Origin of the sequence: Pseudomonas antarctica (genome assembly GCF_001647715.1) — a bacterium.
GTDB classification, from domain to species: Bacteria; Pseudomonadota; Gammaproteobacteria; order Pseudomonadales; family Pseudomonadaceae; genus Aquipseudomonas; species Aquipseudomonas antarctica_A.
On sequence record NZ_CP015600.1, the window covers coordinates 5,159,695 to 5,181,677 of the forward strand.

A 21,983-nucleotide genomic window follows, 5' to 3' on the forward strand; every position below is an offset into this window, starting at 1 on the left:
ACGGAGCACAAACTCATGTCGACCACCTGGCATATTCTCGGCGCCGGCAGCCTGGGCACACTGTGGGCCACACGACTGGCGCGCGCGGGCGTGCCCGTCAGGCTGATCTTGCGCGATCAAACCCGCCTGGCCAGCTATCAGAGCGCAAAAGGCCTGACCCTGGTGGAGCAAGGAGTAGAAAGCACCTACCCAGTGATCGGCGAAACACCTGACAGCCCCGAGCCGATTCATCGGCTGCTGGTGGCGTGCAAAGCCTACGATGCCCAGAGCGCCATCGCACAGTTGCAACACCGATTGGTGCCGAACGCCGAACTGATCCTGCTGCAAAACGGCCTCGGCAGCCAGGACGCGGTAGCCGCGCAACTGCCCCAGGCTCGCTGCCTCTTTGCCTCCAGTACCGAAGGCGCATTCCGCGACGGCGACTGGCGCGTAGTGTTTGCGGGCCATGGCTACACCTGGCTGGGGGACGTGGGCCACCCTACTGCGCCGCTATGGCTGGAAGACCTGCACACCGCCGGCATCCCCCACGAATGGAGCACCGATATCCTCACCCGTCTGTGGCGCAAGCTGGCCCTTAATTGCGCGATCAACCCGTTAACCGTGCTTTACCAGTGCCGCAACGGCGGCTTGCAAGCCCATCAGTGTGAAGTCGCGACCCTGTGCGCCGAGTTGGCCGAGTTGCTTGAATGCTGCGGTCAACCGGCTGCCGCCGAACATTTGCAAAGCGAAGTGGAAAGGGTGATCCAGGCCACTGCCGCCAATTACTCCTCCATGTATCAGGACGTGGCCAACGCCCGGCGCACCGAAATCAGCTACCTGCTGGGCTATGCCTGCCTGGCGGCTGCCCGCCATCAATTGGTGCTGCCGCATCTGCAACAGGTGCAGGCGCGCCTGGTCGACTACTTGCACGCACGCGGATTGGCCAGCGACTGAGGCACGCGCTACCCTGCCTACCTGTCTATCACCTGGAAAAACCCTGATGCCACTGCGCCAGCGTCTTGAAAATCTACCGGTAGGGCAGAAACTGCTGGCCGCCCTGCTGGTGCTGTTGACCACTGTATTGCTGGTGGCCAACCTGACGTTTATCAGTGCCGCCTATTGGATCTCCCAGGAAAGCATGGCGCCCCAGGCACTGCAGGCCATCGGTCGGCTGGTTTCGAGCCCGTCACTTGCCGCCGAAGCCCTCGAGTCCCCAGCCAAGGCCGACGCCCTGCTCAATGAGCTGACCAGCTATTCGCCGTTGCGCGCGGCGGCGTTGTACGACGGCGAGGGCACCCGCCTGGCGCAGATGCAGCATGGCAATCGCCTGCATCTGCCGGACAACTACCGGCATATCGAGGCGTGGCGCCTGACCGAGTTTCGCAGCAACCAGGTCATCACCCTGCCCCGTGCCGGCCAGCCTTCCGGGCATTTACTGTTGGTGGCCAGCAGTGAGCTACCGATGGCCTTCTATACCGGCACGTTGACCGCCAGCCTGGGCATCCTGATTTTCAGTGTGTTGCTCTGGCTGGTCATCGCCCGGCAGATCAAACGCCTGATCACTCGCCCGATCCACGAACTGGAAGAACTGTCGCGCCAGGTGACTCGCGAGGAGAACTACGCCCTGCGCGCCGGACGTGGCAACCATGATGAAATCGGCAGCCTGGCCGAAGCGTTCAACACCATGTTGTCGCGTATCGAAGCCCGCGAGCAGCAGCTCAAACGTGCGCGCGACGACTCACAGGCTGCGTACGACCAGGCCCAAGGCCTGGCCGAGGAGACACGCCATACCAACCGCAAGCTGGAACTCGAAGTCCAGGTTCGCAGCAAGATCGAGAAAAAACTCACCGGTTTCCAGAACTACCTGAACAGCATCATCGACTCGATGCCATCGGCGTTGATCGCGCTGGACGAACAGCTTTATGTCACCCAGTGGAACCAGGAAGCGACTGCCCTTTCCGGCACGCGCCTGGATGAAGCGTTGAATCAGCCGATCTTCCTTGCGTTCCAGCCGCTCAAGCCCTACCTGCCGCAAATCAAGGCGACGGTTGAGCAGCACACGGTGGAGCGCATTGAGCGGGTCACGTGGGTCAAGGATGACGAGCCCAAGCATTACGCCCTGACCTTCTATCCATTGATGGGCGGCGCCGGGCGCGGCGTGGTCATTCGTATCGACGACATCACCCAGCGCTTGTCCCTGGAAGAAATGATGGTGCAGTCGGAAAAAATGCTCTCCGTCGGCGGCCTTGCCGCGGGCATGGCCCATGAGATCAACAACCCGCTGGGGGCTATCCTGCATAACGTGCAGAATATCCGCCGCCGCCTATCCCCCGACCTGCCCAAGAACCTGGAGTATGCCGAACAGGCGGGCCTCGAGCTGGACACGGTCAACCACTACCTGCAAAGCCGCGAAGTACCGCAACTGCTCGATGGCATTCAGCAAGCTGGCGCCCGAGCGGCGAAAATCGTTACCCACATGCTCAGTTTCAGTCGCCGCAGTAATCGCCAGATGGCGCCTTGCGATTTGCCGGCACTGATCGATCAGGCCGTGGAAATTGCCGGTAATGACTTCGACCTGACGATCGGCTTCGACTTCAAAGGCCAGGCGATCATTCGCCAGTTTGACCCGCAACTGGGCCCGGTTCCCGGCACGGCCAACGAACTGGAACAGGTGCTGCTCAACTTGCTGAAAAACGCCGCCCAGGCCATTCACCTGCGCGAAGACGACCGCGAGCCGGGACGAATCATCCTGCGCACCCGCCTCAATCCGCCGTGGGCGGAGATCCAGGTGGAAGACAACGGCATCGGCATGAGTGAAAACGTGCGCAAACGCACCTTCGAGCCGTTTTTCACCACCAAGGAAATTGGCCAAGGCACCGGGCTTGGGCTGTCGGTGTCGTACTTCATCATCACCAACAACCATAAGGGCCAGATGGAGGTGCACTCCACCCTCGGCCAGGGCACCTGCTTCACGCTGCGCCTGCCTTTGGCCGGCAGCCAAATGCCACCCAATGAACTGACTCAACTGGAGCAATGACCATGGGCTTTCGCCTGTCGAAGATCTACACCCGCACCGGCGACAAGGGCGAGACGGGCCTCGGCGACGGCCGCCGCGTCCCCAAGGACCACCCTCGGGTGGAAGCGATTGGCGAGGTCGACACGCTGAACAGTCAGTTGGGTTTGCTGCTGGCCAATCTTGAAGAACAGAGCGGCAAACATCCGGCACTGACGGATGTGATTGAGGTGCTCACCCCTTGCCAACATCGTTTGTTCGACCTCGGCGGTGAACTGGCAATGCCGGTGTACAAGGCGTTGAATGCGGCCGAAATCGATCGGCTGGAAGCCGCGATTGATCGCTGGAACGAGGAAGTCGGGCCTTTGGAGAACTTCATCCTGCCCGGTGGTTCAGCGCTGATTGCCCAGGCCCATGTGTGCCGCAGCGTAGCGCGCAGTGCGGAACGGCGGTGTCAGCATTTGAATGCGGTTGAGCCGTTGGAAGGCTTGGGGTTGGCGTATATCAATCGGCTGTCGGATTTGTTGTTTGTGGCCGCCAGGGTGATTGCCAAGCGCCAGGGTGTTGCGGAGGTGTTGTGGCAGGCGGCGGCGAAGCCCCACTGATATTTTTTGCGACTGATAGGGCCTCATCGCAGGCAAGCCAGCTCCCACATTTAACCGGGTTCCAAGGGTGGAACTCGGTCGAGTGTGGGAGCGGGCTTGCTCGCGAAGAAGCCCGTCAGAACAACATTAAACCTCAGGCCAGAACGCCCGAATGCCCGCCACACCCTGAGCACCGGCTTCCCAAGCCTGTTCCCGCTCGGCAGGCCCAACCCCACCCAACAGAAACACCGGCTTGCTGAACCCACGTATCAACTCTGCCGCCTGCTCCCAACCCAGTGGCTGGGCATCAGGATGAGTCTGGGTCGGTTGCACCGGCGACAGCGTGACGAAATCCACATCCATCATTCGCGCCAGCGCCAGTTCTTCGGCGTTATGGCACGAGGCCGCCAACCAGCGATCCTTCGGCAGCGGACGGCCCTTGCTCGCATATTTACGCAACTGCGCTGAAGTCATATGCCAGCCCGCCGCCGGGAAATCCCCCAGCCATTCAAACGGCCCCTTGAGCATCAACTGCGCCTTGCCGGCACACAGGCCTACAGCGTCCACCGCCAAGTCACGGTATTTAGGGTCGTAACCATTGGGCGCACGCAGTTGAATCAGCTTGATGCCACCCGCGATGGCTTTTTGAATACCGCGCAACAGCGTCGGGGTCTCCAGCTCACCCGGGGTAATCAGGTACTCGGCCGGTAACCGTGCCGCCGCAACGATCGGGGCATTGGCCGCAGGGAACTCATAGTTGGGCAAATCCCGAGGAGCAACCCATTCCAACGGTTGCCCTTCGGCACCATGGGGCTCGCCGGTAAAGGCCGATACTTCCCAGACATCCAGCAACACCTGCTTGTCCGAGTAGTCATGCTGCACCTTGATCAGCGGTCGCGCTGTGGTGACCTGAATGCCCAGCTCTTCCTTCAACTCGCGGGACAGCGCAGTGGCGACCGATTCCTCAGCCTCCACCTTGCCGCCGGGGAACTCCCAAAGGCCGCCCTGATGCTGAGTATCCGCGCGGCGCGCCAGCAGGATTCTGCCATCGACACCGCGGATCACTGCTGCTGCTACATGCACTCGTTTCACCGCGCTTATCCTCTTGGCTATCAGGTGCGGTATTCCGCATTGATCTTCACGTACTCGTGGGACAGGTCGGTGGTCCAGATGGTTTCGCTGCACTCGCCGCGACCCAGCTCGATACGGATGGTGATTTCTTCCTGCTGCATCACTGCCGAGCCTTGGGCCTCGGTGTAGGTTTCGGCGCGAGCACCACGGCTGGCAATGCACACGTCGCCGAGGAATACGTCGATCTTGCTCACGTCCAGGTCAGGCACGCCGGCACGGCCAACGGCTGCGAGGATACGGCCCCAGTTCGGGTCGGAGGCGAACAAAGCGGTCTTGATCAGCGGCGAATGCGCCACGGTGTAGCCAACATCCAGGCATTCCTGGTGATTGCCGCCGCCGTTGACTTCAACGGTGACGAACTTGGTCGCGCCCTCACCGTCACGCACGATGGCCTGGGCCACGTCCATGCACACCTCGAACACTGCCTGTTTCAGCGCCGCGAACAGCGGGCCCTCGGTGGAGGTGATTTGCGGCAGGTTGGCCTGGCCGGTAGCGATCAGCATGCAGCAGTCGTTGGTCGAGGTGTCACCATCGATGGTAATGCGGTTGAACGACTTGTTGGCGCCGTCCAGCATCAGGCGCTGCAGCACGTCGCGGGAGACTTTGGCGTCGGTGGCAATATAGCCGAGCATGGTGGCCATGTTCGGACGGATCATGCCAGCGCCCTTGCTGATGCCGGTCACAGTAACGGTCACGCCGTCGTGCACGAACTGACGGCTCGCGCCCTTGGGCAGCGTGTCGGTGGTCATGATGCCGGTGGCCGCGGCAGCCCAGTTATCCACAGACAGGTCGTCTAGTGCCGCTTGCAATGCACCTTCGATCTTTTCCACAGGCAGCGGCTCACCGATCACGCCGGTGGAGTAAGGCAGCACTTGGCTGGCGTCGACGCCGGCCAGTTGCGCCAGCTTGGCGCAGGTGCGGGCTGCGGCGACCAGACCAGGCTCGCCGGTACCGGCGTTGGCATTGCCGGTGTTGGTCAGCAGGTAACGGATCGGGCCGGCAACGCGTTGCTTGGCCAGGATAACCGGTGCAGCGCAGAAGGCATTAAGGGTGAACACACCCGCGACAGTCGAGCCTTCGGCACAGCGCATCACCACCACATCCTTGCGCCCCGGGCGTTTGATGCCGGCCGAAGCGATACCGAGTTCAAAACCGGCAACCGGGTGCAATGTGGGCAAAGGACCAAGACCAACAGCCATGAATGCGCTCCTTAAAAATAGGTGATGTGTGTGCCGTCGCTATCGACGGTGAATTAATGGCAAAACGCCGCGACGGCAAAAGCCGGTCGCGGCGCGGGGTGTTGCAGCGTCAGGCAAAAATCTTAGTTGATTTCGCCGTGGCAGTGTTTGAACTTCTTGCCCGAACCGCACCAGCACAGTTCGTTGCGACCCAGCTTCTGATCATTGCGAACCGGGGCTTGAGCCAAGGCCACATCGACCTCCTCGCCCAAGACTTCCGGCGCTTCCAGACCTGGTGCTTCGTCATGCTGGAACTGCATGCGCGCGGCTAGTGCTTCGGCTTCCTGACGCAGGCGAGCTTCTTCCTCGATCGGGTCTTCGCGACGCACTTGAACGTGGGACAGCACACGAATCGAATCGCGCTTGATCGAATCCAGCAGCTCGGAGAACAGGGTGAACGACTCACGCTTGTACTCTTGCTTCGGGTTCTTCTGGGCATAGCCACGCAGGTGGATACCGTGACGCAGGTGGTCCATGGTCGACAGGTGGTCTTTCCACAGGTCGTCCAGCACGCGCAGTACGATTTGTTTCTCGAAGGTACGCAGTGCTTCCGCACTCGCCTGCTCTTCTTTCTCGTTGTACGCGGCGAGCAGCTCGGTCATCAGCTTCTCGCGCAGGGTTTCTTCGTACAGGTGATCGTCTTCGTCCAGCCACTGTTGAACCGGCAAGTCGACACCGAAGTCGTTCTTCAACGCGGCTTCCAGGCCGGCAACATCCCACTGCTCAGGCAGGGACTGTGGCGGGATATGGGCGCTGACGGTGGCGTTGAGCACGTCCTGACGGAAATCGGCAATGGTCTCGCCAATGTTGTCGGCGGCCAGCAACGTGTTACGCATGTGATAGATCACTTTACGCTGTTCGTTGTTGACGTCATCGAACTCAAGCAGTTGCTTGCGAATGTCGAAGTTACGGCCTTCTACCTTGCGCTGGGCCTTCTCGATGGCGTTGGTCACCATGCGGTGCTCGATAGCTTCACCGGACTGCATGCCCAGGGCTTTCATGAAGTTCTTCACCCGGTCCGAGGCGAAGATACGCATCAGGCTGTCTTCCAGCGACAGGTAGAAACGGCTGGAACCGGCGTCACCCTGACGACCGGCACGACCACGCAGCTGGTTGTCGATACGGCGCGACTCGTGACGCTCGGACGCGATGACCTGCAAGCCGCCGGATTCGAGCACAGCCTGGTGGCGTTTCTGCCAGTCGGCCTTGATCTGGGCGATCTGCTCAGGGGTCGGGTTGTCGAGCGAGGCCACTTCCACTTCCCAGTTACCGCCCAACAGGATGTCGGTACCACGACCGGCCATGTTGGTGGCGATGGTGAGTGCGCCTGGGCGACCGGCCTGGGCGATGATCTCGGCTTCTTTTTCGTGGAACTTGGCGTTGAGGACCTTGTGCTCGATACCTTCCTTGTTAAGCAGGTTGGACACGTGCTCGGAAGTTTCGATGGTGGCGGTACCCACCAGGATCGGACGACCCTGGGCCATGCCGTCCTTGATGTCGTTGATGATTGCCGCGTATTTCTCTTCGGCAGTCAGGAACACCAGGTCGTTGAAATCTTTACGCGCCAGCGGCTTGTTCGGTGGAATCACCATCACGGCCAGGCTGTAGATCTGGTGGAATTCGAACGCTTCGGTGTCGGCCGTACCGGTCATGCCGGACAGCTTGTTGTACAGACGGAAGTAGTTCTGGAAGGTAGTGGAGGCCAACGTCTGGCTTTCAGCCTGGATGTTGAGCCCTTCCTTCGCTTCGATAGCCTGGTGCAGGCCTTCGGACAGACGACGACCCGGCATGGTACGGCCAGTGTGTTCGTCAACCAGTACGACCTGGCCGTCCTGGACGATGTATTCAACGTTGCGATGGAACAGCTTGTGGGCGCGCAGGCCGGCATACACGTGGGTCAACAGGCCCAGGTTGTGCGCCGAGTACAGGCTTTCACCCTCGGCCAGCTCGCCGATCTGGGTCAGCATGTCTTCGACAAACTGGTGACCGGCTTCGTTGAGTTCGACCTGACGAGTCTTCTCGTCGATGGTGAAGTGACCTTCTTTGGTCACCACGCCTTCCACTTCCTCGATGTGCTGCTCCAGACGCGGGACCAACTTGTTGATCTCGGTGTACAGGCGCGAGCTGTCTTCGGCCTGGCCGGAGATGATAAGCGGGGTACGGGCTTCGTCGATCAGGATGGAGTCGACTTCGTCGATCACGGCAAAGTTGAGTTCGCGCTGGAATTTTTCTTCCATGCTGAACGCCATGTTGTCGCGCAGGTAGTCGAAACCGAATTCGTTGTTGGTGCCGTAGGTGATGTCGGCAGCGTAGGCGGCGCGCTTCTCTTCCGGCGGCTGGAACGGCGTTACCACGCCGACGGTCAGGCCGAGGAATTCATACAGCGGGCGCATCCAGTTGGCGTCCCGGCGGGCCAGGTAGTCGTTCACCGTCACAACGTGCACGCCCTTGCCGGACAGTGCGTTGAGGTAAACACCCAGGGTTGCCACCAGGGTCTTGCCTTCACCCGTACGCATTTCGGCAATCATGCCTTCATGCAAGGTCATGCCGCCGATCAACTGGACGTCGAAGTGGCGCATGCCCATGACACGCTTACCGGCTTCACGGGCGACCGCAAAGGCTTCGGGAAGCAGCTTGTCGAGGGTTTCACCTTTGGCTATGCGGGCCTTGAACTCTTGGGTCTTGGCGCGCAATTGCTCGTCCGAAAGGGCAACCATCTGCTCTTCGAAGGCATTAACCAGCTGCACCGTCTTGAGCATGCGTTTGACTTCGCGCTCATTCTTGCTTCCAAAAAGTTTCTTTAACAAAGGCGCAAACATATCGGCAGGTTCTTCCACACATAGGGATGGAGGGCGCACCGTGAGTGGCCCGAGCAGCCCTCACGGCCGCATGCGAACGCGCATTCTACCCGGAATCGTGGGTGAGGAAAGTGGCGTTGTTCCCCGATGCTGGCATGGTGCTGTGAGAGGGCCTGTTTAAAATAAGGGCTTTTGCTGGAACTTCAACCCATTGAACGCAGAAGTTAACTATTGATTTCACGGGCATTGCCCCGTTATCGCATTGCCTGGGGCCGCTCAGGCGCTTTCTGCTAAGATGGCCGCTCTGTTACTTAAGGTGTCTAAACATGGCATTTCGCCCTCTTACAGCCCGCGCTCCCAGCGTGTTGCTTCGCGAAGCCAAGCCGTTGAAAGCCATCTTCGGCCACGCGCAACGCTTGGGCCATTTGCAACGCCTGGTAGAAAGCCAGCTGCAACCTGCCGCCCGCGAGCATTGCCATGTGGCGTCCTGGCGCGAGGGTAATTTGCTGTTAATTGTCACCGACGGCCATTGGGCGACCCGTTTGCGCTACCAGCAAAAACGCCTGCAGCGACAATTGATGGCATTTGATGTATTTGCCAGCTTGACCCGTATCCAGTTCAAGGTGCAGCCACCCACCGTACAGCAAGGCGCGGTGGGGCATACGATGGACCTTTCGGAGAATGCAGCCGAAACCATTCAGGCTACGGCTGACGGGATCAGTGATCCGGGCTTGCGCGCGGCGCTCGAGCGGTTGGCCGCCCACGGCAAACCCAAATCCTGAACCCCTATTTGCGCTTGCTGCCGCCCAGCAACGACCCCAACAAGCCCCGCACCAACTGCCGGCCCATCTGATTGGCGGCCTGCTGCATCGCCGACTTGAGTGCCTTGCCAGCCGTAGTGCCCAGAAAGGCACCCGCTTTGTCGGTAAAGCTCGGCTCTTCGGCCGCGGGCTTCGCCGCTTCGGTCACCCCAAGCTCTTTACGCGCCATCAGCACTTCATAGGCCGACTCCCGGTCAATCGGCTTGTCATACCGCCCCAGCAACGGCGAACTGGCGATCAATGCCGCACGTTCGGCCTCACTCAGTGGCCCGATTCGCGACTGTGGAGGCGCAACCAGCACGCGTTGGACGACTTCCGGTGTGCCCTTTTCCTGCAACGTGCCCACCAATGCCTCACCGGTGCCCAACTCAGTCAGTACCGACAAGGCATCGAACGCCGGGTTGGGCCGGAAACCGTCCGCCACGGCGCGCAAGGATTTCTGCTCTTTAGTCGTGAACGCACGCAGACCGTGCTGAATACGCAAGCCCAATTGCGCCAATACCGTGTCCGGCAAATCACCTGGAGACTGAGTGACGAAATACACACCTACCCCTTTGGACCGGATCAAACGCACCACTTGCTCCAGGCGATCCTGCAACGCCTTGGGTGTATCGGCAAACAACAAATGCGCCTCGTCGAAAAACAACGCAAGCAGCGGTTTATCGGCGTCACCGCGCTCAGGCAACTGTTCGAACAGCTCGGCCAGCAGCCACAGCAGGAAGGTCGCGTAGACCTTTGGCGCTTCATGCACCAATCGGCTGGCGTCGAGCAGGTGGATGCGCCCACGGCCATCGCTGGCCGGCTGCAAAATATCCTCAAGTTGCAGGGCCGGCTCACCAAACAAGGCTTCGGCGCCCTGCTGCTCCAGCACGGCCAGGCGCCGCAACAGCGCCTGGCTGGAGCCGGTGGTCATCAGCGCCGCATCATCGCCCAGCAGCTCCGGGTGATAACGCAAGTGGTTGAGCAATGCCTTGAGGTCTTTGAGGTCGAGCAGCAACAAGCCTTCGCGGTCAGCCACCTTGAACGTGGCATAGAGTGCCGACTGCTGGCTGTCGGTGAGTTCCAACAGGCTGCCGAGCAATAACGGCCCCATTTCGCTGATGGTGGTGCGAAGCGGATGACCGGACTGCCCGTGGATATCCCACAGCGTCACCGGATAAGCCTTGGCCGTATAGTTAAGGAAGGGCATACCCGCGATGCGCTCGGCCACTTTACCTTGCGGGTTGGCCGCTGCCCCCAGACCACACAGGTCGCCCTTGATATCCGCGGCGAACACCGCCACACCCGCATCACTGAAAGCTTCCGCCAGGCGCTGCAACGTGACGGTCTTGCCCGTGCCGGTGGCGCCGGCAATCAACCCGTGACGGTTGGCCAGACGCATGGCCTGGGCGATGGGTTGGCCGTCAAGGCCGGCGCCGATAAGGAGTTGCGAGGAATCAGGCATTTCGTCACCTTTGGTTAATCTTTAGTGCCGCCAGGTCGATACAGACGGATGTACGACCCACAAAGTCTAAAAATAGGTCAGATAGCTCCTATAAGGGACCCACAGAGCTATCACAAGAAATATCACACCTTTTTTGACGCTGTCATTTTGCGTATCCCAAGAGGATGCGCTTCGGATATTAAGACCATAGCGGACCCTACAAGCCATGAATAAAAACCTGCGCTTCAGCCACAAGATCCTGCTTGCAGCCTCCCTTATCGTCATCGCCGCTTTCGCGCTGTTTACCCTCTATAACGACTACCTGCAACGCAACGCGATTCGCGACGACCTCAATAATTACCTGCATGAAATGGGCGATGTCACCGCCAGCAATATTCAAACCTGGCTTACCGGTCGCATTGCCCTGGTGGAGAATGCGGCACAAAACATCGCCATCAATCCTGAACCCAGTGTGGTTGCCAGCCTGCTCGAGCAGAAAGCGCTGACCTCCTCGTTCATGGCAACCTACGTGGGTGACAGCAAAGGCGCCTTCACCATCCGCCCCGACACCAAGATGCCGGATGGCTTCGATCCACGGGTTCGCCCTTGGTACAAAGGCGCCCAGAGCAGCAACGGCTCGACCCTGACCGAACCCTACATCGACGCCGCTACCGGGCAATTGATCATTTCTGTTGCCACCCCCAGCAGTACCAAGACCGGCCAGAGCATTGGCGTGGTGGGCGGCGACCTGAGCCTGCAAACCCTGGTGGATAACATCGGCGCACTGAACTTCGGTGGCATGGGCTATGCCTTCCTGGTCAGTGCCGATGGCAAAGTGCTGGTGCACCCGGACAAAAACCTGGTGATGAAAACCCTGGCTGACGTGTACCCGAAAAACACACCGAAAATCAGCGGCGACTTCAGCGAAGTTGAAGCCAACGGCAAGGACAACATCGTCACGTTTACACCGATCAAGGGCCTGCCGTCGGTGAACTGGTACCTGGGCGTTTCGGTGGATAAAGACAAATCCTTCGCCATGCTCAGCAAATTCCGCACCTCGGCCGTGATTGCCACGATCATTGCCGTGGTGATCATCATCGCGCTGCTCGGCATGCTGATCCGAGTGCTGTTGCAACCCTTGCACGTGATGACCCGTGCCATGCAGGACATCGCCGATGGCGAAGGTGACCTGACACGCCGCCTGAGCATCCAGAATCACGACGAATTTGGCACGCTGGGTAATGCATTCAACCGCTTCGTGGAACGGATTCATACCTCCATTCGCGAAGTGTCCTCGGCCACCGAGCAGGTCAACGAAGTCGCCCTGCGCGTGGTCAGTGCGTCCAACTCGTCCATGGTCAATTCCGACGAGCAGGCCAACCGTACCAACAGTGTCGCCGCCGCCATCAACGAACTGGGCGCCGCTGCACAAGAGATCGCCCGTAATGCTGCGCAGGCTTCCGGCCAGGCCAGCGATGCGCGGCAATTGGCCGAAGACGGCCAGCAAGTGGTTGATCGCAATATCACGGCGATGACCAAGTTATCCGCGATGATCAGCGCTTCCAGCAGCAATATTGAAGCGCTCAACAGCAAGACCGTGAATATCGGGCAAATTCTGGAAGTCATTACCAGCATCTCCCAGCAAACCAACCTGCTGGCCCTTAACGCCGCGATCGAAGCGGCGCGTGCAGGGGAAGCCGGGCGCGGGTTTGCGGTAGTGGCCGATGAAGTGCGCAACCTGGCCCACCGCACCCAGGAATCGGCGCAACAAGTGCAAAAGATGATTGAAGAGCTGCAAGTCGGCGCCCGGGAATCGGTCAGCACCATGAGCGAAAGCCAGCGCCACAGCCTCGAGAGTGTGGACATCGCCAACCTGGCCGGCGAACGCCTTAACAGCGTGACCCAGCGCATTGGCGAGATCGACGGCATGAACCAGTCAGTGGCCACCGCTACCGAAGAACAGACCTCGGTGGTGGAGTCGATCAACATGGACATCACCGAGATCAACACACTCAACCAGGAGGGTGTGGAAAACCTGCACTCAACCCTGCGGGCCTGTACCGACCTGGAACAACAGGCAGCACGCCTGAAGCAGTTGGTGGGCAGTTTCCGGATCTGATGCAAGCAGCCCGCCGCCTGGTATGGCGGCGGGCCACTATTCTTCCTTGGGTTCGGCTTTAGCCTGTTCGCGCGCCCATAACTCGACCGCACCGGGAAACTCGGTGCCGTCCTCTGCGTCCAGCTCATCCGGGTCGAACCGGCTCAAACACCCCTCCCCCAGCGTAGCTGGGGCTTTGGAGGTGGCTTTGTCCAGCGGATCGCTCATCAATCAATCCTCAATGACGGGCAAAGAAAAAGGGCCTGGGACGATTTAACGCCCAGGCCCCCTATTCTTCAATAAGCACGTCGCTATCAGAACACGACGGTCTTATTGCCGTGCACCAGCACGCGATCTTCCAAGTGGTAACGCAGGCCACGGGCCAGGACCATCTTCTCGACGTCACGGCCGAAACGCACCATGTCTTCGATGCTGTCGCTGTGGCTGACGCGTACTACGTCCTGCTCGATGATCGGGCCAGCGTCCAGCTCCTCGGTGACGTAGTGGCAGGTTGCGCCAATCAGCTTCACGCCACGCAGGGAGGCCTGGTGGTAGGGCTTGGCACCCACAAACGACGGCAGGAAGCTATGGTGAATATTGATCACCTTACCCGCGTATTCGCGGCACAGTTCCGGCGGCAGGATTTGCATGTAGCGCGCCAGCACGACGACGTCAGCCTCATGCTGCTTGACCAGGCGGGAGACCTCGGCGAACGCCGGCTCTTTATCCTGTGGGTTGACCGGCACGTGGTAATACGGGATGCCATGCCATTCGACCATGCTGCGCAGGTCGTCATGGTTGGAAATCACACAGGCAATCTCACAGTCCAGCTCATCGCTGTGCCAGCGGTGCAACAGGTCAGCCAGGCAATGGGACTCACGACTGGCCATCAGTACGACGCGTTTTTTCTGCTCCGTGTCGGTGATGTGCCAGGTCATCGAAAACTCTTCGGCGATCGGCGCAAACGCCTCACGAAAAGCTTCAAGACCAAAGGGCAGCGTGTCGGCACGAATCTCGTGACGCATGAAAAACCAACCGCTGAGATTGTCCGAGTGATGGCTCGCCTCGGTGATCCAGCCGTTGTGGGAGGCCAGAAAGTTACTGACTTTGGCAACGATGCCAACCCGGTCCGGGCAAGCAATCACCAGCCGAAAAGTGCGCATTAGGGGAAAACTCCAGAACTTCGCAAAGGTCGCCATTCTAGCGATTACGCAGAAAAACTGCAGTATTCCTTGCGGCTTAATCTGCACACATGGCCTGGCGACATCCCTTAATAGCGTAAGGTTTTAGCGCCGCTATATGACGGTGCCACCTCACACTCAGGCAGTTATCAAAAATAAAACGGGATTATCTTTACACCTACCACCTACTAATTAACTCGATTGCATAGCTTTGCCACAAACATTCAACGTAATTCACATAAATGTCTCCTTAAATGTTTACTTGGGGAAATTGCCTGACTATTATTGGGCCACTCCTGTCAATCAGTGCTCTACATAAGGTAGTCCCCATGTCTCTGATCAACGAATACCGCGCCACCGAAGAAGCTATCAAAGAGCTGCAAGCCCGTTTGAAGAACCTGTCCCAAGACGACAAGCTGCAAACCGAGCTGGAATTCGAAGGCAAACTGCGCACCCTGATGGGTGAATACTCCAAATCCCTGCGTGACATCATCGCGCTGCTGGATCCGGAATCGAAAATCAAAGCACCCCGTGGCGCTGTGAAAACTACCGGCACCAAGCGTGCTCGCAAGGTCAAGCAATACAAGAACCCGCACAACGGCGAAGTGATTGAAACCAAAGGTGGCAACCACAAGACGCTGAAAGAGTGGAAAGCCAAGTGGGGCGGCGACGTCGTTGAAGGTTGGGCTACCCTGCTGGGCTAAGCCTGGTCGGGCTATCGCCTGATATGCAACACATTAAAAACGCCAGCTTGCTGGCGTTTTTTATTGTCCGAATATTCTCCACTTACCTGACTACAGGTCCAGGCGAGCCGCTAAAGAGTCGGCATATTCCTGCCATTGATCCAGCACCTGGCACTGAACCGATGTAGCACTAACGGCCAACTCCTCACGTGCCTGCTTAAATGCCAACAAGGTATTCGGCGCGCCCCATTCCGGGTTTGACAAACGTTGCTGGCAAAAAAGTTTCCAGCGCTGTTGCTCCTCGTTGTTCAAGGTGTCAGGAAAGTTACGTGCACGGTAGCGGAATAATAATTCCGGCAATCGATGATCATCAAAAGGCCACTGCTGATGTGCTAACTGTGAAGGTTCTGCCGCCCGGACTTGTTCGCATAAACGCCGGTCGCGGTCACCTATAAAACCGTCATAGAGCTGCTGCTCCGGGTCCTGACTCGGCACAAAATCTTCCTCGGCATACATCGCCGCCAACTTGTCGCGCCAAACTTCCTGTGCGTCAGTTAGTCGCAGCGCCCGCGACTGGCAGACAGCCATATCCAACTGAAGCCGCTCACGATCCTGCGCCCTTAGCACATTCAAGGGCGCAACGACCGGACAACGGTTGATATGCAACAACTTGAGCGGCACCGGCAGTTCACCGTCCGTCAGGTCTTCACGGCGCGTGTAGAGCCGCTGGCGCAAGGTATTGGCGTCCAGGTCCAGTAAACCCTGCGGGTCGAGCCCGAGGTCACAGACAATCAACGCATTGCGATTGCGCGGGTGCCAGGCCAGGGGCAGTACCACGCCCAGGTAATGACGCGCGGCGGAAAAACGACCTGAGATATGCACCATGGGTTGCAACAGGCGAACCTGATCCATCACACGCTGCTTGCTGCGCAGTTGGAATAGCCAGTCATACAGCTTGGGCTGTTTCTCGCGGACCAAACGGGCCAAGGCAATGGTGGCTCGCACGTCCGACAAGGCATCGTGGGCCTGGCCATGGTCTATGCCATTGGCTTCGGTCAACCGCTCAAGCTTGAGGGTGACACGACCGTCCTGCTCGGGCCAGACAATGCCTTCGGGGCGCAGCGCGTAGGCTGTGCGGACCACATCGATCAAGTCCCAGCGACTGTTGCCGCCCTGCCACTCACGGGCGTAGGGGTCAAAAAAGTTGCGGTACAGGCTGTAGCGCGTCATTTCATCATCAAAACGCAAGGTGTTGTAACCGGCCCCACAGGTACCCGTCGCGGCCAACTCGGCGTGCACGCGGGTCATGAAGTCGGCTTCGGCCAGGCCCTTTTCCGCCAGGATGCCGGGGGTAATACCGGTTATCGCGCAGGCGGCCGGGTGCGGCAGGATGTCATCGCTCGGCCGGCAATAAAGGTTGACCGGCGGGCCGACCTCGTTGAGTTCGAGGTCGGTACGAATACCGGCGACCTGGAGCGGGCGATCGCTGCGCGGGTTGATGCCGGTGGTTTCATAGTCGTACCAGAAGATGGTGGTCACGGGCTGTTCCTGTCCTGAAGATCGGCAAAGTCTAGGCGCTGTAATACGTCCGGGGCCAGCGATACCTGACCTGTACAAATATCCAGCAAAACCTTGAATGGTTGCTTCCACCGTCGACACTGCTAGCATCCGTGCATTCGAGCCGCACGCACTGCCAAGGATCGCGATGCCATCAGTTCCATTGGATACCCATTACCAGATCGAGACCCCGGAGGGCATAGACTTGCCCTTGCGCCCGGCCGGGCTGATGCCACGTGCACTGGCCTTTGCTTTCGATTTGGGTTTGCGCGGCCTGGTCATGGGCATCCTGCTCGTACCGCTGGCGCTGCTCGGCAATATCGGTTTCGGCCTGGGTTCGCTGCTGCTGTTCCTGATCAGTTGGTGGTACATGGTGCTCTTTGAGGTGCTCAACCAGGGTTGCTCTCCGGGCAAGCAGGTCATGGGCTTGCGGGTAGTACAGGATGACGGCACACCCATTGGCTGGTCCGCCTCACTCATTCGCAACCTGCTGCGTTTTGTCGACATGCTGCCTTTCGGCTACTTCCTCGGCGCCATCAGTTGCCTGCAACACCCCCATTTCAAACGGCTTGGCGACCTTGCCGCCGGCACGCTGGTGATCTACCGCGAACAACCACTGGCTCGCCCCAAGGTGCCTCAGGCCGTCGCCCTGCGCCTGCCCTTTACACTGGAGCTCAGCGAGCAACGTGCCATCCTTGGTTTCGCCGAACGCCAAAGTGAACTCTCCGCCGAACGGGTACAGGAACTCGCTTCCATCCTTGCAACGCCGCTGCAGGTCTCGCCAGCTCGCGCCGTGGAGCAACTCAATGGCGTGGCTCGCGGCTTGCTGGGGCCGACATGAAGCAGAGCCTGTTCGAAAGCCGCCATCAGCCGCAGTGGCAAGCCTTTGCCGAACAACTCAAGCAGTTGGAGCAAGGCAAGACCAAAGCCAGCGAAGTGGCTGACTTTCCACACCATTATCGACGCGTGTGCCAGCACCTCGCGCTGGCCCAGGAGCGTGGCTACAGCAGCTACCTGATAGACCCATTGCAACAACTGGCTCTACGCGGCCACCAACAGCTGTACCGCCATCGGAGCCAATTGGGGGCGAACGTATTGGGCTTCGTCCTGGCTGACTTTCCTCGTCTGGTACGTGAACAGTGGCGCTTCGTTTTGATCGCCAGCCTGCTGTTCTTCGGCAGCCTGGTCGGGGTTGGGTTGCTGGTCTACCTGTTTCCAGACCTGATCTACAGCATCGTCAGTCCCCAGCAGGTAGCCGAGATGCACAGCATGTATGACCCGGATGCCGGCCGCCTGGGACGCGCCGCCGATCGTGCATCCAGTGAAGACTGGATGATGTTTGGCTACTACGTGATGCACAACATCGGTATTGCCTTCCAGACCTTTGCCGCCGGCCTGCTGTTCGGCCTGGGCAGTGTGTTCTTTTTGATTTTCAACGGCCTGATCATCGGCGCCGTATCCGGGCACCTCACAGAGATCGGCTATGGCCAGACCTTCTGGTCATTTGTCATCGGCCATGGTGCTTTCGAGCTCAGTGCCATTGCGCTGGCCGGCGCGTCAGGTCTGCAGATGGGATGGGCATTGATCGCCCCCGGGCAACTGACACGCGGCGAATCTCTGCGCCTGGCGGCACGCAAGAGCGTGCAGATGCTCTGCGGGGTCATGTTATTCCTGTTGATAGCGGCATTTATTGAAGCCTACTGGTCTTCTTCCAGCGCAATCGCCCCCTGGATCAAATACCTGACAGGCGCCGGGCTGTGGCTGCTGATGGCCGCTTACCTGACCCTTGCCGGACGGACTCACCATGCGCCTGAGTGATGCCAGCGTGGTGATTCGACCCCGCACTTCCTGGGAAGCCATGGACCTGGGCGTATTGATGGCTCGGGAACATCGCCTGCTATTGATGACCAGTTGGGCAATGGTGACCCTGCCGATATTCATTGTGCTGACCGCCCTGCTGTGGAATTACCCTTCCACCGCCATGTTTTTGTTCTGGTGGCTAAAACCGGCCTTTGACCGGCTACCGTTGTACATCCTGTCAACAGCCTTGTTTGGCGAGACACCCAGCCTAAAGCAGGCAGTACGCCATTGGCCACGCCTGCTCAAAGGTCAACTGCTGGCCAGCCTGACCTGGAGACGATTCAGCCTGAGTCGCAGCTTTGTGATGCCGGTTAGACAACTCGAAGGCCTGGACGGCCAAGCCCGCCAAAGACGCTTAGGAGTGCTCCTGCAGCGCAACGCCGGTGCTGCACGCTGGCTGACCACCATCGGGGTGCATTTGGAAATAGGCCTTTGGTTCGGTTGCATGGCACTGTTCTATCTATTCATTCCGCAACAACTGGAACTGGATTGGGACTGGCAAGGGCTGGCACTGGCAACCGGTTCAGAGGGGTTGTGGCTGGAGCATTTGGGCAACGCCTTTTACGCGTTGATCCTGGTGTTCTGGGAACCCATCTATGTCGCATGCGGTTTCAGCCTGTACCTCAACCGCCGCACTGTATTGGAGGCCTGGGACCTGGAATTGGTGTTCCGCCGGCTGCGCCAACGCCTGAGCAGTATCGTACCGTTGCTGCTGATGGCCGGGTTGATGCTTCTACCGTTCAGCCGCCCTGCCATGGCCGAAGCCCCGGAATCTCCCAGGCAGGTCACGACCCAGGCCGCCAGCCAATCGATCAAGACGCTGCTGGACACTCCCCCGTTCAAAAATCAGGAAACCGTCACCCGTTACCGTTTTGGCGATGACCCTCCCACTGCGAAACACAAGGCGCGCGGTGACGGCAAGCTTCCGGCCTGGCTTCAGTCGCTGCTGGACACCTTCAACAGCAATACTTTCAAACACGCAGCCTTTGGCCTGGAAATACTGTTATGGAGCCTGCTCGCGGGCTGCGTGGCGCTATTGGTCTGGCACTATCGCGACTGGCTGCGCACCTTTGTCAGCCGACGCGGGTCACTCAAACCCAACGTTGCCAAACCGGCACCCACACACTTATTCGGCCTGGAGCTGGGCACCGACACCTTGCCTGACGACGTCGCCAGCGCTGCCGAAGAGCTTTGGCTTACCCAACCAAGGGAAGCGCTTGGCCTGTTGTATCGCGGCCTGCTCAACCGACTGCTACACGACTTCAACCTGCCTCTGAAAAGCGCGGACACCGAAGGCCAGGTCCTGGAACGCGTTCATCAACTGCAACAACCGCAGCTACTGGCCTTCAGCGATGAACTGACTCACCACTGGCAAAACCTCGCCTATGGCCACCGTCTTCCCCCCACCTGGGTACAACAGCAACTGTGTCGCGATTGGCGTGCCCTCTTCAGCCCGGGAGCCACCCAATGAACCGGCCAATGCTGTGGGTCGGCCTGCTGCTGGTATGTTTGCTGGGAGCCGGAGGCCTTTATGTTTGGCATATCGCAACGCCCTACGACGAGGTAGTCGACCGCGGCCCGTCGCCGCAAGTCAGGGCAAACACCTACCTGGCGGCCGAATACTTTCTACGCCAGCAAGGCCTTGCAGTGGAGCATGCCAACAGTCTTGAAAGGCTTGCCGACCTGCCAGCCAAAGGGCACAGCTTGTTGCTGCTGGGTGAGCGCAGCAACATGACGCCACGCCAAGTGGACCAACTGCTGGACTGGGCAAAATCCGGTGGCCACTTGCTGCTGGTCGCCGAAGCGCTATGGGATGAAGAGACAGGCAACAGCGGCGACCTGCTGCTTGATCGGTTGAACATCCACCAAACATTGAGTGAGGCCGCTGACGAACCTACCTCCTCGCGCAGAAAGACAGCGCCGGACCTGACCAAACTGTATGTCGACAATGAAACTGCACCGGCCTACTTCAGCTTCGATACCGACTTCAGCCTCACCGATCCCAAGCACCTGGCGCAGTTTTCCGCCAACAGCGCCAGGTCCAGCCATTTGATGCAACGCAACTTCGGGCACGGCACCGTAACGGTTGTGACCGACAGCGATCTGTGGAAAACCCCGAGTATCGGCAAACACGATAACGCCTGGCTGTTGTGGTACCTCAACCAGGGCACGGACGTAACCTTGCTGTTCAACAGCGACGTGGACAATCTACTGACCCTGTTGATACGCAACTTTCCCCAGGCCCTGGTGGCGCTCATCGCGCTGATTGCCCTGGCACTCTGGCAGGCCGGTATGCGCCAAGGCCCAATCCGTACACCAGCACCCAAGGCACGCCGGCAGTTGCAGGAACACTTGAAGGCCAGTGCCGACTTCCTGCTGCGACGCAGTGGCCAAGGCACGCTGTTGCAAGCGTTACAGGGTGATGTCCAGCGTGCTGCAAGGCGTCGCCACCCAGGCTTTGAACACCTCGAAACCGCTGAACAGTGGCAGGTACTTGAACGCCTGACGCGCCAACCCTCCCACGTCATCCGCCAGGCCCTCGGCCCACTCCCGGCAAAACGGCTCTCCAGCGCCGATTTCAGCCGGGAAGTAGCATGCCTGCAAACTCTGAGGAACGCCCTATGAGCGATTTTCCAACGGCCACTGACCAGACTGCCGAAAGCCTTCAACACGCCAGCCAACAGGCACAGGCCCTGCGCGTTGAACTGCGCAAGGCAGTGATCGGCCAGGATCAGGTGATCGACGACGTGCTCACCGCACTGATCGCAGGCGGCCATGTACTGCTTGAAGGCGTACCCGGCCTTGGTAAAACGCTGCTGGTGCGCGCGCTGGCCCGTTGTTTCGGTGGCGATTTCGCACGCATCCAGTTCACGCCGGACCTGATGCCCAGCGATGTCACCGGTCACGCCGTGTACGACCTGCACACCGAACAATTCAAGCTGCGCAAGGGGCCGCTGTTCACTCACCTGTTGCTGGCCGACGAAATCAACCGCGCCCCGGCCAAGACTCAGGCCGCCCTGCTTGAAGCCATGCAGGAGCGTCAAGTCACCCTTGAAGGTGAGGCACTGCCCATCGGCCAACCCTTCATGGTGCTGGCGACGCAAAACCCCATTGAACAGGAAGGCACCTACCCGCTGCCCGAGGCCGAGTTGGATCGGTTCATGTTCAAAGTGCGCATGGACTACCCCGATTCACAGCAGGAACTGGATATGGTACGCGAAGTAACGCGCTCATCCCGGGCCGATATGCTGGACGTGCAGCCATTACGCACCGTGCTGCAAGCCGAGGATGTGCTGCAGTTACAGCGGATTGCCAGCGAACTGGCACTGGATGAACACGTACTCGACTATGCCGTACGCCTGGCCAGGGCTACTCGCAGCTGGCCGGGGCTGACCATCGGTGCAGGCCCTCGCGCCTCCATCGCCCTGGTACGCGGCGCCCGCGCCCGTGCTTTGCTGCGCGGGGGCGCGTTCGTCACTCCAGACGATATCAAGGGCTGCGCGTTGGCGGTGCTGCGCCACCGGGTTCGTATCGCTCCCGAACTGGACATCGACGGATTGGAAGTGGACCAGGTGCTCAAGCAGTTGCTGGACCAGATTCCGGCACCTCGGCAATGA

18 protein-coding genes and 1 pseudogene are annotated in these 21,983 nt (G+C 59.5%); 12 read left to right on the forward strand and 7 right to left on the reverse strand.

What is annotated here, in order from left to right; genetic code table 11:
- Positions 1-15: 15 nt before the first annotated feature.
- Genes A7J50_RS23435 through A7J50_RS23445 form a run of 3 tightly spaced genes read left to right on the forward strand, consistent with a single transcriptional unit; the run spans position 16 to position 3,597 of the window.
- Positions 16-933, forward strand: a complete 918-nt coding sequence (locus A7J50_RS23435) for a putative 2-dehydropantoate 2-reductase (RefSeq protein WP_064453934.1) — start codon at positions 16-18, stop codon at positions 931-933.
- Between the two features lie 46 nt (positions 934-979).
- On the forward strand, positions 980-3,016 hold the full coding sequence (locus tag A7J50_RS23440) for a sensor histidine kinase (RefSeq protein ID WP_064453935.1): 2,037 nt from the start codon (positions 980-982) through the stop codon (positions 3,014-3,016).
- Between the two features lie 2 nt (positions 3,017-3,018).
- Positions 3,019-3,597: a cob(I)yrinic acid a,c-diamide adenosyltransferase gene (locus A7J50_RS23445; protein WP_064453936.1), complete on the forward strand. Its 579-nt coding sequence runs from the start codon at positions 3,019-3,021 to the stop codon at positions 3,595-3,597.
- Positions 3,598-3,723: 126 nt separating this feature from the next.
- Here A7J50_RS23445 and A7J50_RS23450 read toward each other — a convergent pair whose 3' ends face one another.
- From A7J50_RS23450 to secA, 3 genes are all read right to left on the reverse strand, one after another.
- Entirely contained in the window at positions 3,724-4,668 is a 945-nt protein-coding gene (locus A7J50_RS23450) for a Nudix family hydrolase (protein ID WP_064453937.1), read from the reverse strand.
- 20 nt (positions 4,669-4,688) lie between these two features.
- Positions 4,689-5,906: a bifunctional glutamate N-acetyltransferase/amino-acid acetyltransferase ArgJ gene (argJ, locus tag A7J50_RS23455; RefSeq protein ID WP_064453938.1), complete on the reverse strand. Its 1,218-nt coding sequence runs from the start codon at positions 5,904-5,906 to the stop codon at positions 4,689-4,691.
- Positions 5,907-6,028: 122 nt separating this feature from the next.
- On the reverse strand, positions 6,029-8,764 hold the full coding sequence (secA, locus tag A7J50_RS23460; RefSeq protein WP_064453939.1) for a preprotein translocase subunit SecA: 2,736 nt from the start codon (positions 8,762-8,764) through the stop codon (positions 6,029-6,031).
- Between the two features lie 305 nt (positions 8,765-9,069).
- On the opposite strand from secA, the gene A7J50_RS23465 reads away from it, so the two are divergent.
- Complete coding sequence (locus tag A7J50_RS23465) at positions 9,070-9,525, forward strand: DUF721 domain-containing protein (protein ID WP_064453940.1); 456 nt, start codon at positions 9,070-9,072, stop codon at positions 9,523-9,525.
- Between the two features lie 4 nt (positions 9,526-9,529).
- Here the strand turns inward: A7J50_RS23465 and A7J50_RS23470 are convergent, their stop codons facing one another.
- Entirely contained in the window at positions 9,530-11,008 is a 1,479-nt protein-coding gene (locus A7J50_RS23470) for a helicase HerA-like domain-containing protein (RefSeq protein ID WP_064453941.1), read from the reverse strand.
- A gap of 205 nt (positions 11,009-11,213) precedes the next feature.
- On the opposite strand from A7J50_RS23470, the pseudogene A7J50_RS32320 reads away from it, so the two are divergent.
- Together A7J50_RS32320 and A7J50_RS32325 are read left to right on the forward strand one after the other, a co-directional pair.
- A pseudogene (locus A7J50_RS32320) lies at positions 11,214-12,248 on the forward strand (cache domain-containing protein); the annotation flags it as partial.
- Positions 12,249-12,341: 93 nt separating this feature from the next.
- Positions 12,342-13,106 carry a methyl-accepting chemotaxis protein gene (locus A7J50_RS32325; protein WP_407016290.1) on the forward strand — a complete coding sequence of 255 codons (765 nt, stop codon included), beginning with the start codon at positions 12,342-12,344 and terminating at the stop codon, positions 13,104-13,106.
- Positions 13,107-13,142: 36 nt separating this feature from the next.
- Here A7J50_RS32325 and A7J50_RS31700 read toward each other — a convergent pair whose 3' ends face one another.
- Positions 13,143-13,313, reverse strand: coding sequence for a hypothetical protein (locus A7J50_RS31700; RefSeq protein WP_167353710.1), 171 nt, complete (start codon positions 13,311-13,313; stop codon positions 13,143-13,145).
- A gap of 86 nt (positions 13,314-13,399) precedes the next feature.
- Positions 13,400-14,248: a formyltetrahydrofolate deformylase gene (gene purU, locus A7J50_RS23480; protein WP_015885632.1), complete on the reverse strand. Its 849-nt coding sequence runs from the start codon at positions 14,246-14,248 to the stop codon at positions 13,400-13,402.
- A gap of 347 nt (positions 14,249-14,595) precedes the next feature.
- On the opposite strand from purU, the gene mvaT reads away from it, so the two are divergent.
- Positions 14,596-14,970: a histone-like nucleoid-structuring protein MvaT gene (gene mvaT / locus A7J50_RS23485; RefSeq protein ID WP_064453943.1), complete on the forward strand. Its 375-nt coding sequence runs from the start codon at positions 14,596-14,598 to the stop codon at positions 14,968-14,970.
- Positions 14,971-15,060: 90 nt separating this feature from the next.
- Here the strand turns inward: mvaT and sbcB are convergent, their stop codons facing one another.
- Positions 15,061-16,488, reverse strand: coding sequence for an exodeoxyribonuclease I (gene sbcB, locus A7J50_RS23490; RefSeq protein ID WP_064453944.1), 1,428 nt, complete (start codon positions 16,486-16,488; stop codon positions 15,061-15,063).
- A 166-nt stretch (positions 16,489-16,654) separates the two neighbouring features.
- Between sbcB and A7J50_RS23495 the strand changes: the two genes are divergently transcribed.
- Genes A7J50_RS23495 through A7J50_RS23515 form a run of 5 tightly spaced genes read left to right on the forward strand, consistent with a single transcriptional unit; the run spans position 16,655 to position 21,983 of the window.
- Positions 16,655-17,347 carry an RDD family protein gene (locus A7J50_RS23495; RefSeq protein WP_064453945.1) on the forward strand — a complete coding sequence of 231 codons (693 nt, stop codon included), beginning with the start codon at positions 16,655-16,657 and terminating at the stop codon, positions 17,345-17,347.
- Positions 17,344-18,324: a stage II sporulation protein M gene (locus A7J50_RS23500; protein WP_064453946.1), complete on the forward strand. Its 981-nt coding sequence runs from the start codon at positions 17,344-17,346 to the stop codon at positions 18,322-18,324. Before A7J50_RS23495 ends, A7J50_RS23500 begins: the two co-directional genes overlap by 4 nt.
- Complete coding sequence (locus tag A7J50_RS23505) at positions 18,311-19,837, forward strand: DUF4129 domain-containing protein (protein WP_064453947.1); 1,527 nt, start codon at positions 18,311-18,313, stop codon at positions 19,835-19,837. Before A7J50_RS23500 ends, A7J50_RS23505 begins: the two co-directional genes overlap by 14 nt.
- On the forward strand, positions 19,834-20,991 hold the full coding sequence (locus A7J50_RS23510) for a DUF4350 domain-containing protein (RefSeq protein ID WP_064453948.1): 1,158 nt from the start codon (positions 19,834-19,836) through the stop codon (positions 20,989-20,991). Before A7J50_RS23505 ends, A7J50_RS23510 begins: the two co-directional genes overlap by 4 nt.
- Positions 20,988-21,983: an AAA family ATPase gene (locus A7J50_RS23515; RefSeq protein ID WP_064453949.1), complete on the forward strand. Its 996-nt coding sequence runs from the start codon at positions 20,988-20,990 to the stop codon at positions 21,981-21,983. The genes A7J50_RS23510 and A7J50_RS23515 overlap by 4 nt, the downstream gene beginning before the upstream one ends.

Coding starts and splice junctions, on each gene's coding strand:
- purU (WP_015885632.1), bottom strand. CDS start 14,248: ATGCGCACTTTTCGGCTGGTGATTGCTTGCCCGGACCGGGTTGGCATC.
- A7J50_RS23440 (WP_064453935.1), top strand. CDS start 980: ATGCCACTGCGCCAGCGTCTTGAAAATCTACCGGTAGGGCAGAAACTG.
- A7J50_RS23500 (WP_064453946.1), top strand. CDS start 17,344: ATGAAGCAGAGCCTGTTCGAAAGCCGCCATCAGCCGCAGTGGCAAGCC.
- A7J50_RS23505 (WP_064453947.1), top strand. CDS start 18,311: ATGCGCCTGAGTGATGCCAGCGTGGTGATTCGACCCCGCACTTCCTGG.
- A7J50_RS23515 (WP_064453949.1), top strand. CDS start 20,988: ATGAGCGATTTTCCAACGGCCACTGACCAGACTGCCGAAAGCCTTCAA.
- A7J50_RS23495 (WP_064453945.1), top strand. CDS start 16,655: ATGCCATCAGTTCCATTGGATACCCATTACCAGATCGAGACCCCGGAG.
- A7J50_RS31700 (WP_167353710.1), bottom strand. CDS start 13,313: ATGAGCGATCCGCTGGACAAAGCCACCTCCAAAGCCCCAGCTACGCTG.
- A7J50_RS23435 (WP_064453934.1), top strand. CDS start 16: ATGTCGACCACCTGGCATATTCTCGGCGCCGGCAGCCTGGGCACACTG.
- mvaT (WP_064453943.1), top strand. CDS start 14,596: ATGTCTCTGATCAACGAATACCGCGCCACCGAAGAAGCTATCAAAGAG.
- A7J50_RS23510 (WP_064453948.1), top strand. CDS start 19,834: ATGAACCGGCCAATGCTGTGGGTCGGCCTGCTGCTGGTATGTTTGCTG.
- A7J50_RS23445 (WP_064453936.1), top strand. CDS start 3,019: ATGGGCTTTCGCCTGTCGAAGATCTACACCCGCACCGGCGACAAGGGC.
- A7J50_RS32325 (WP_407016290.1), top strand. CDS start 12,342: ATGGTCAATTCCGACGAGCAGGCCAACCGTACCAACAGTGTCGCCGCC.
- secA (WP_064453939.1), bottom strand. CDS start 8,764: ATGTTTGCGCCTTTGTTAAAGAAACTTTTTGGAAGCAAGAATGAGCGC.
- A7J50_RS23465 (WP_064453940.1), top strand. CDS start 9,070: ATGGCATTTCGCCCTCTTACAGCCCGCGCTCCCAGCGTGTTGCTTCGC.
- argJ (WP_064453938.1), bottom strand. CDS start 5,906: ATGGCTGTTGGTCTTGGTCCTTTGCCCACATTGCACCCGGTTGCCGGT.
- A7J50_RS23470 (WP_064453941.1), bottom strand. CDS start 11,008: ATGCCTGATTCCTCGCAACTCCTTATCGGCGCCGGCCTTGACGGCCAA.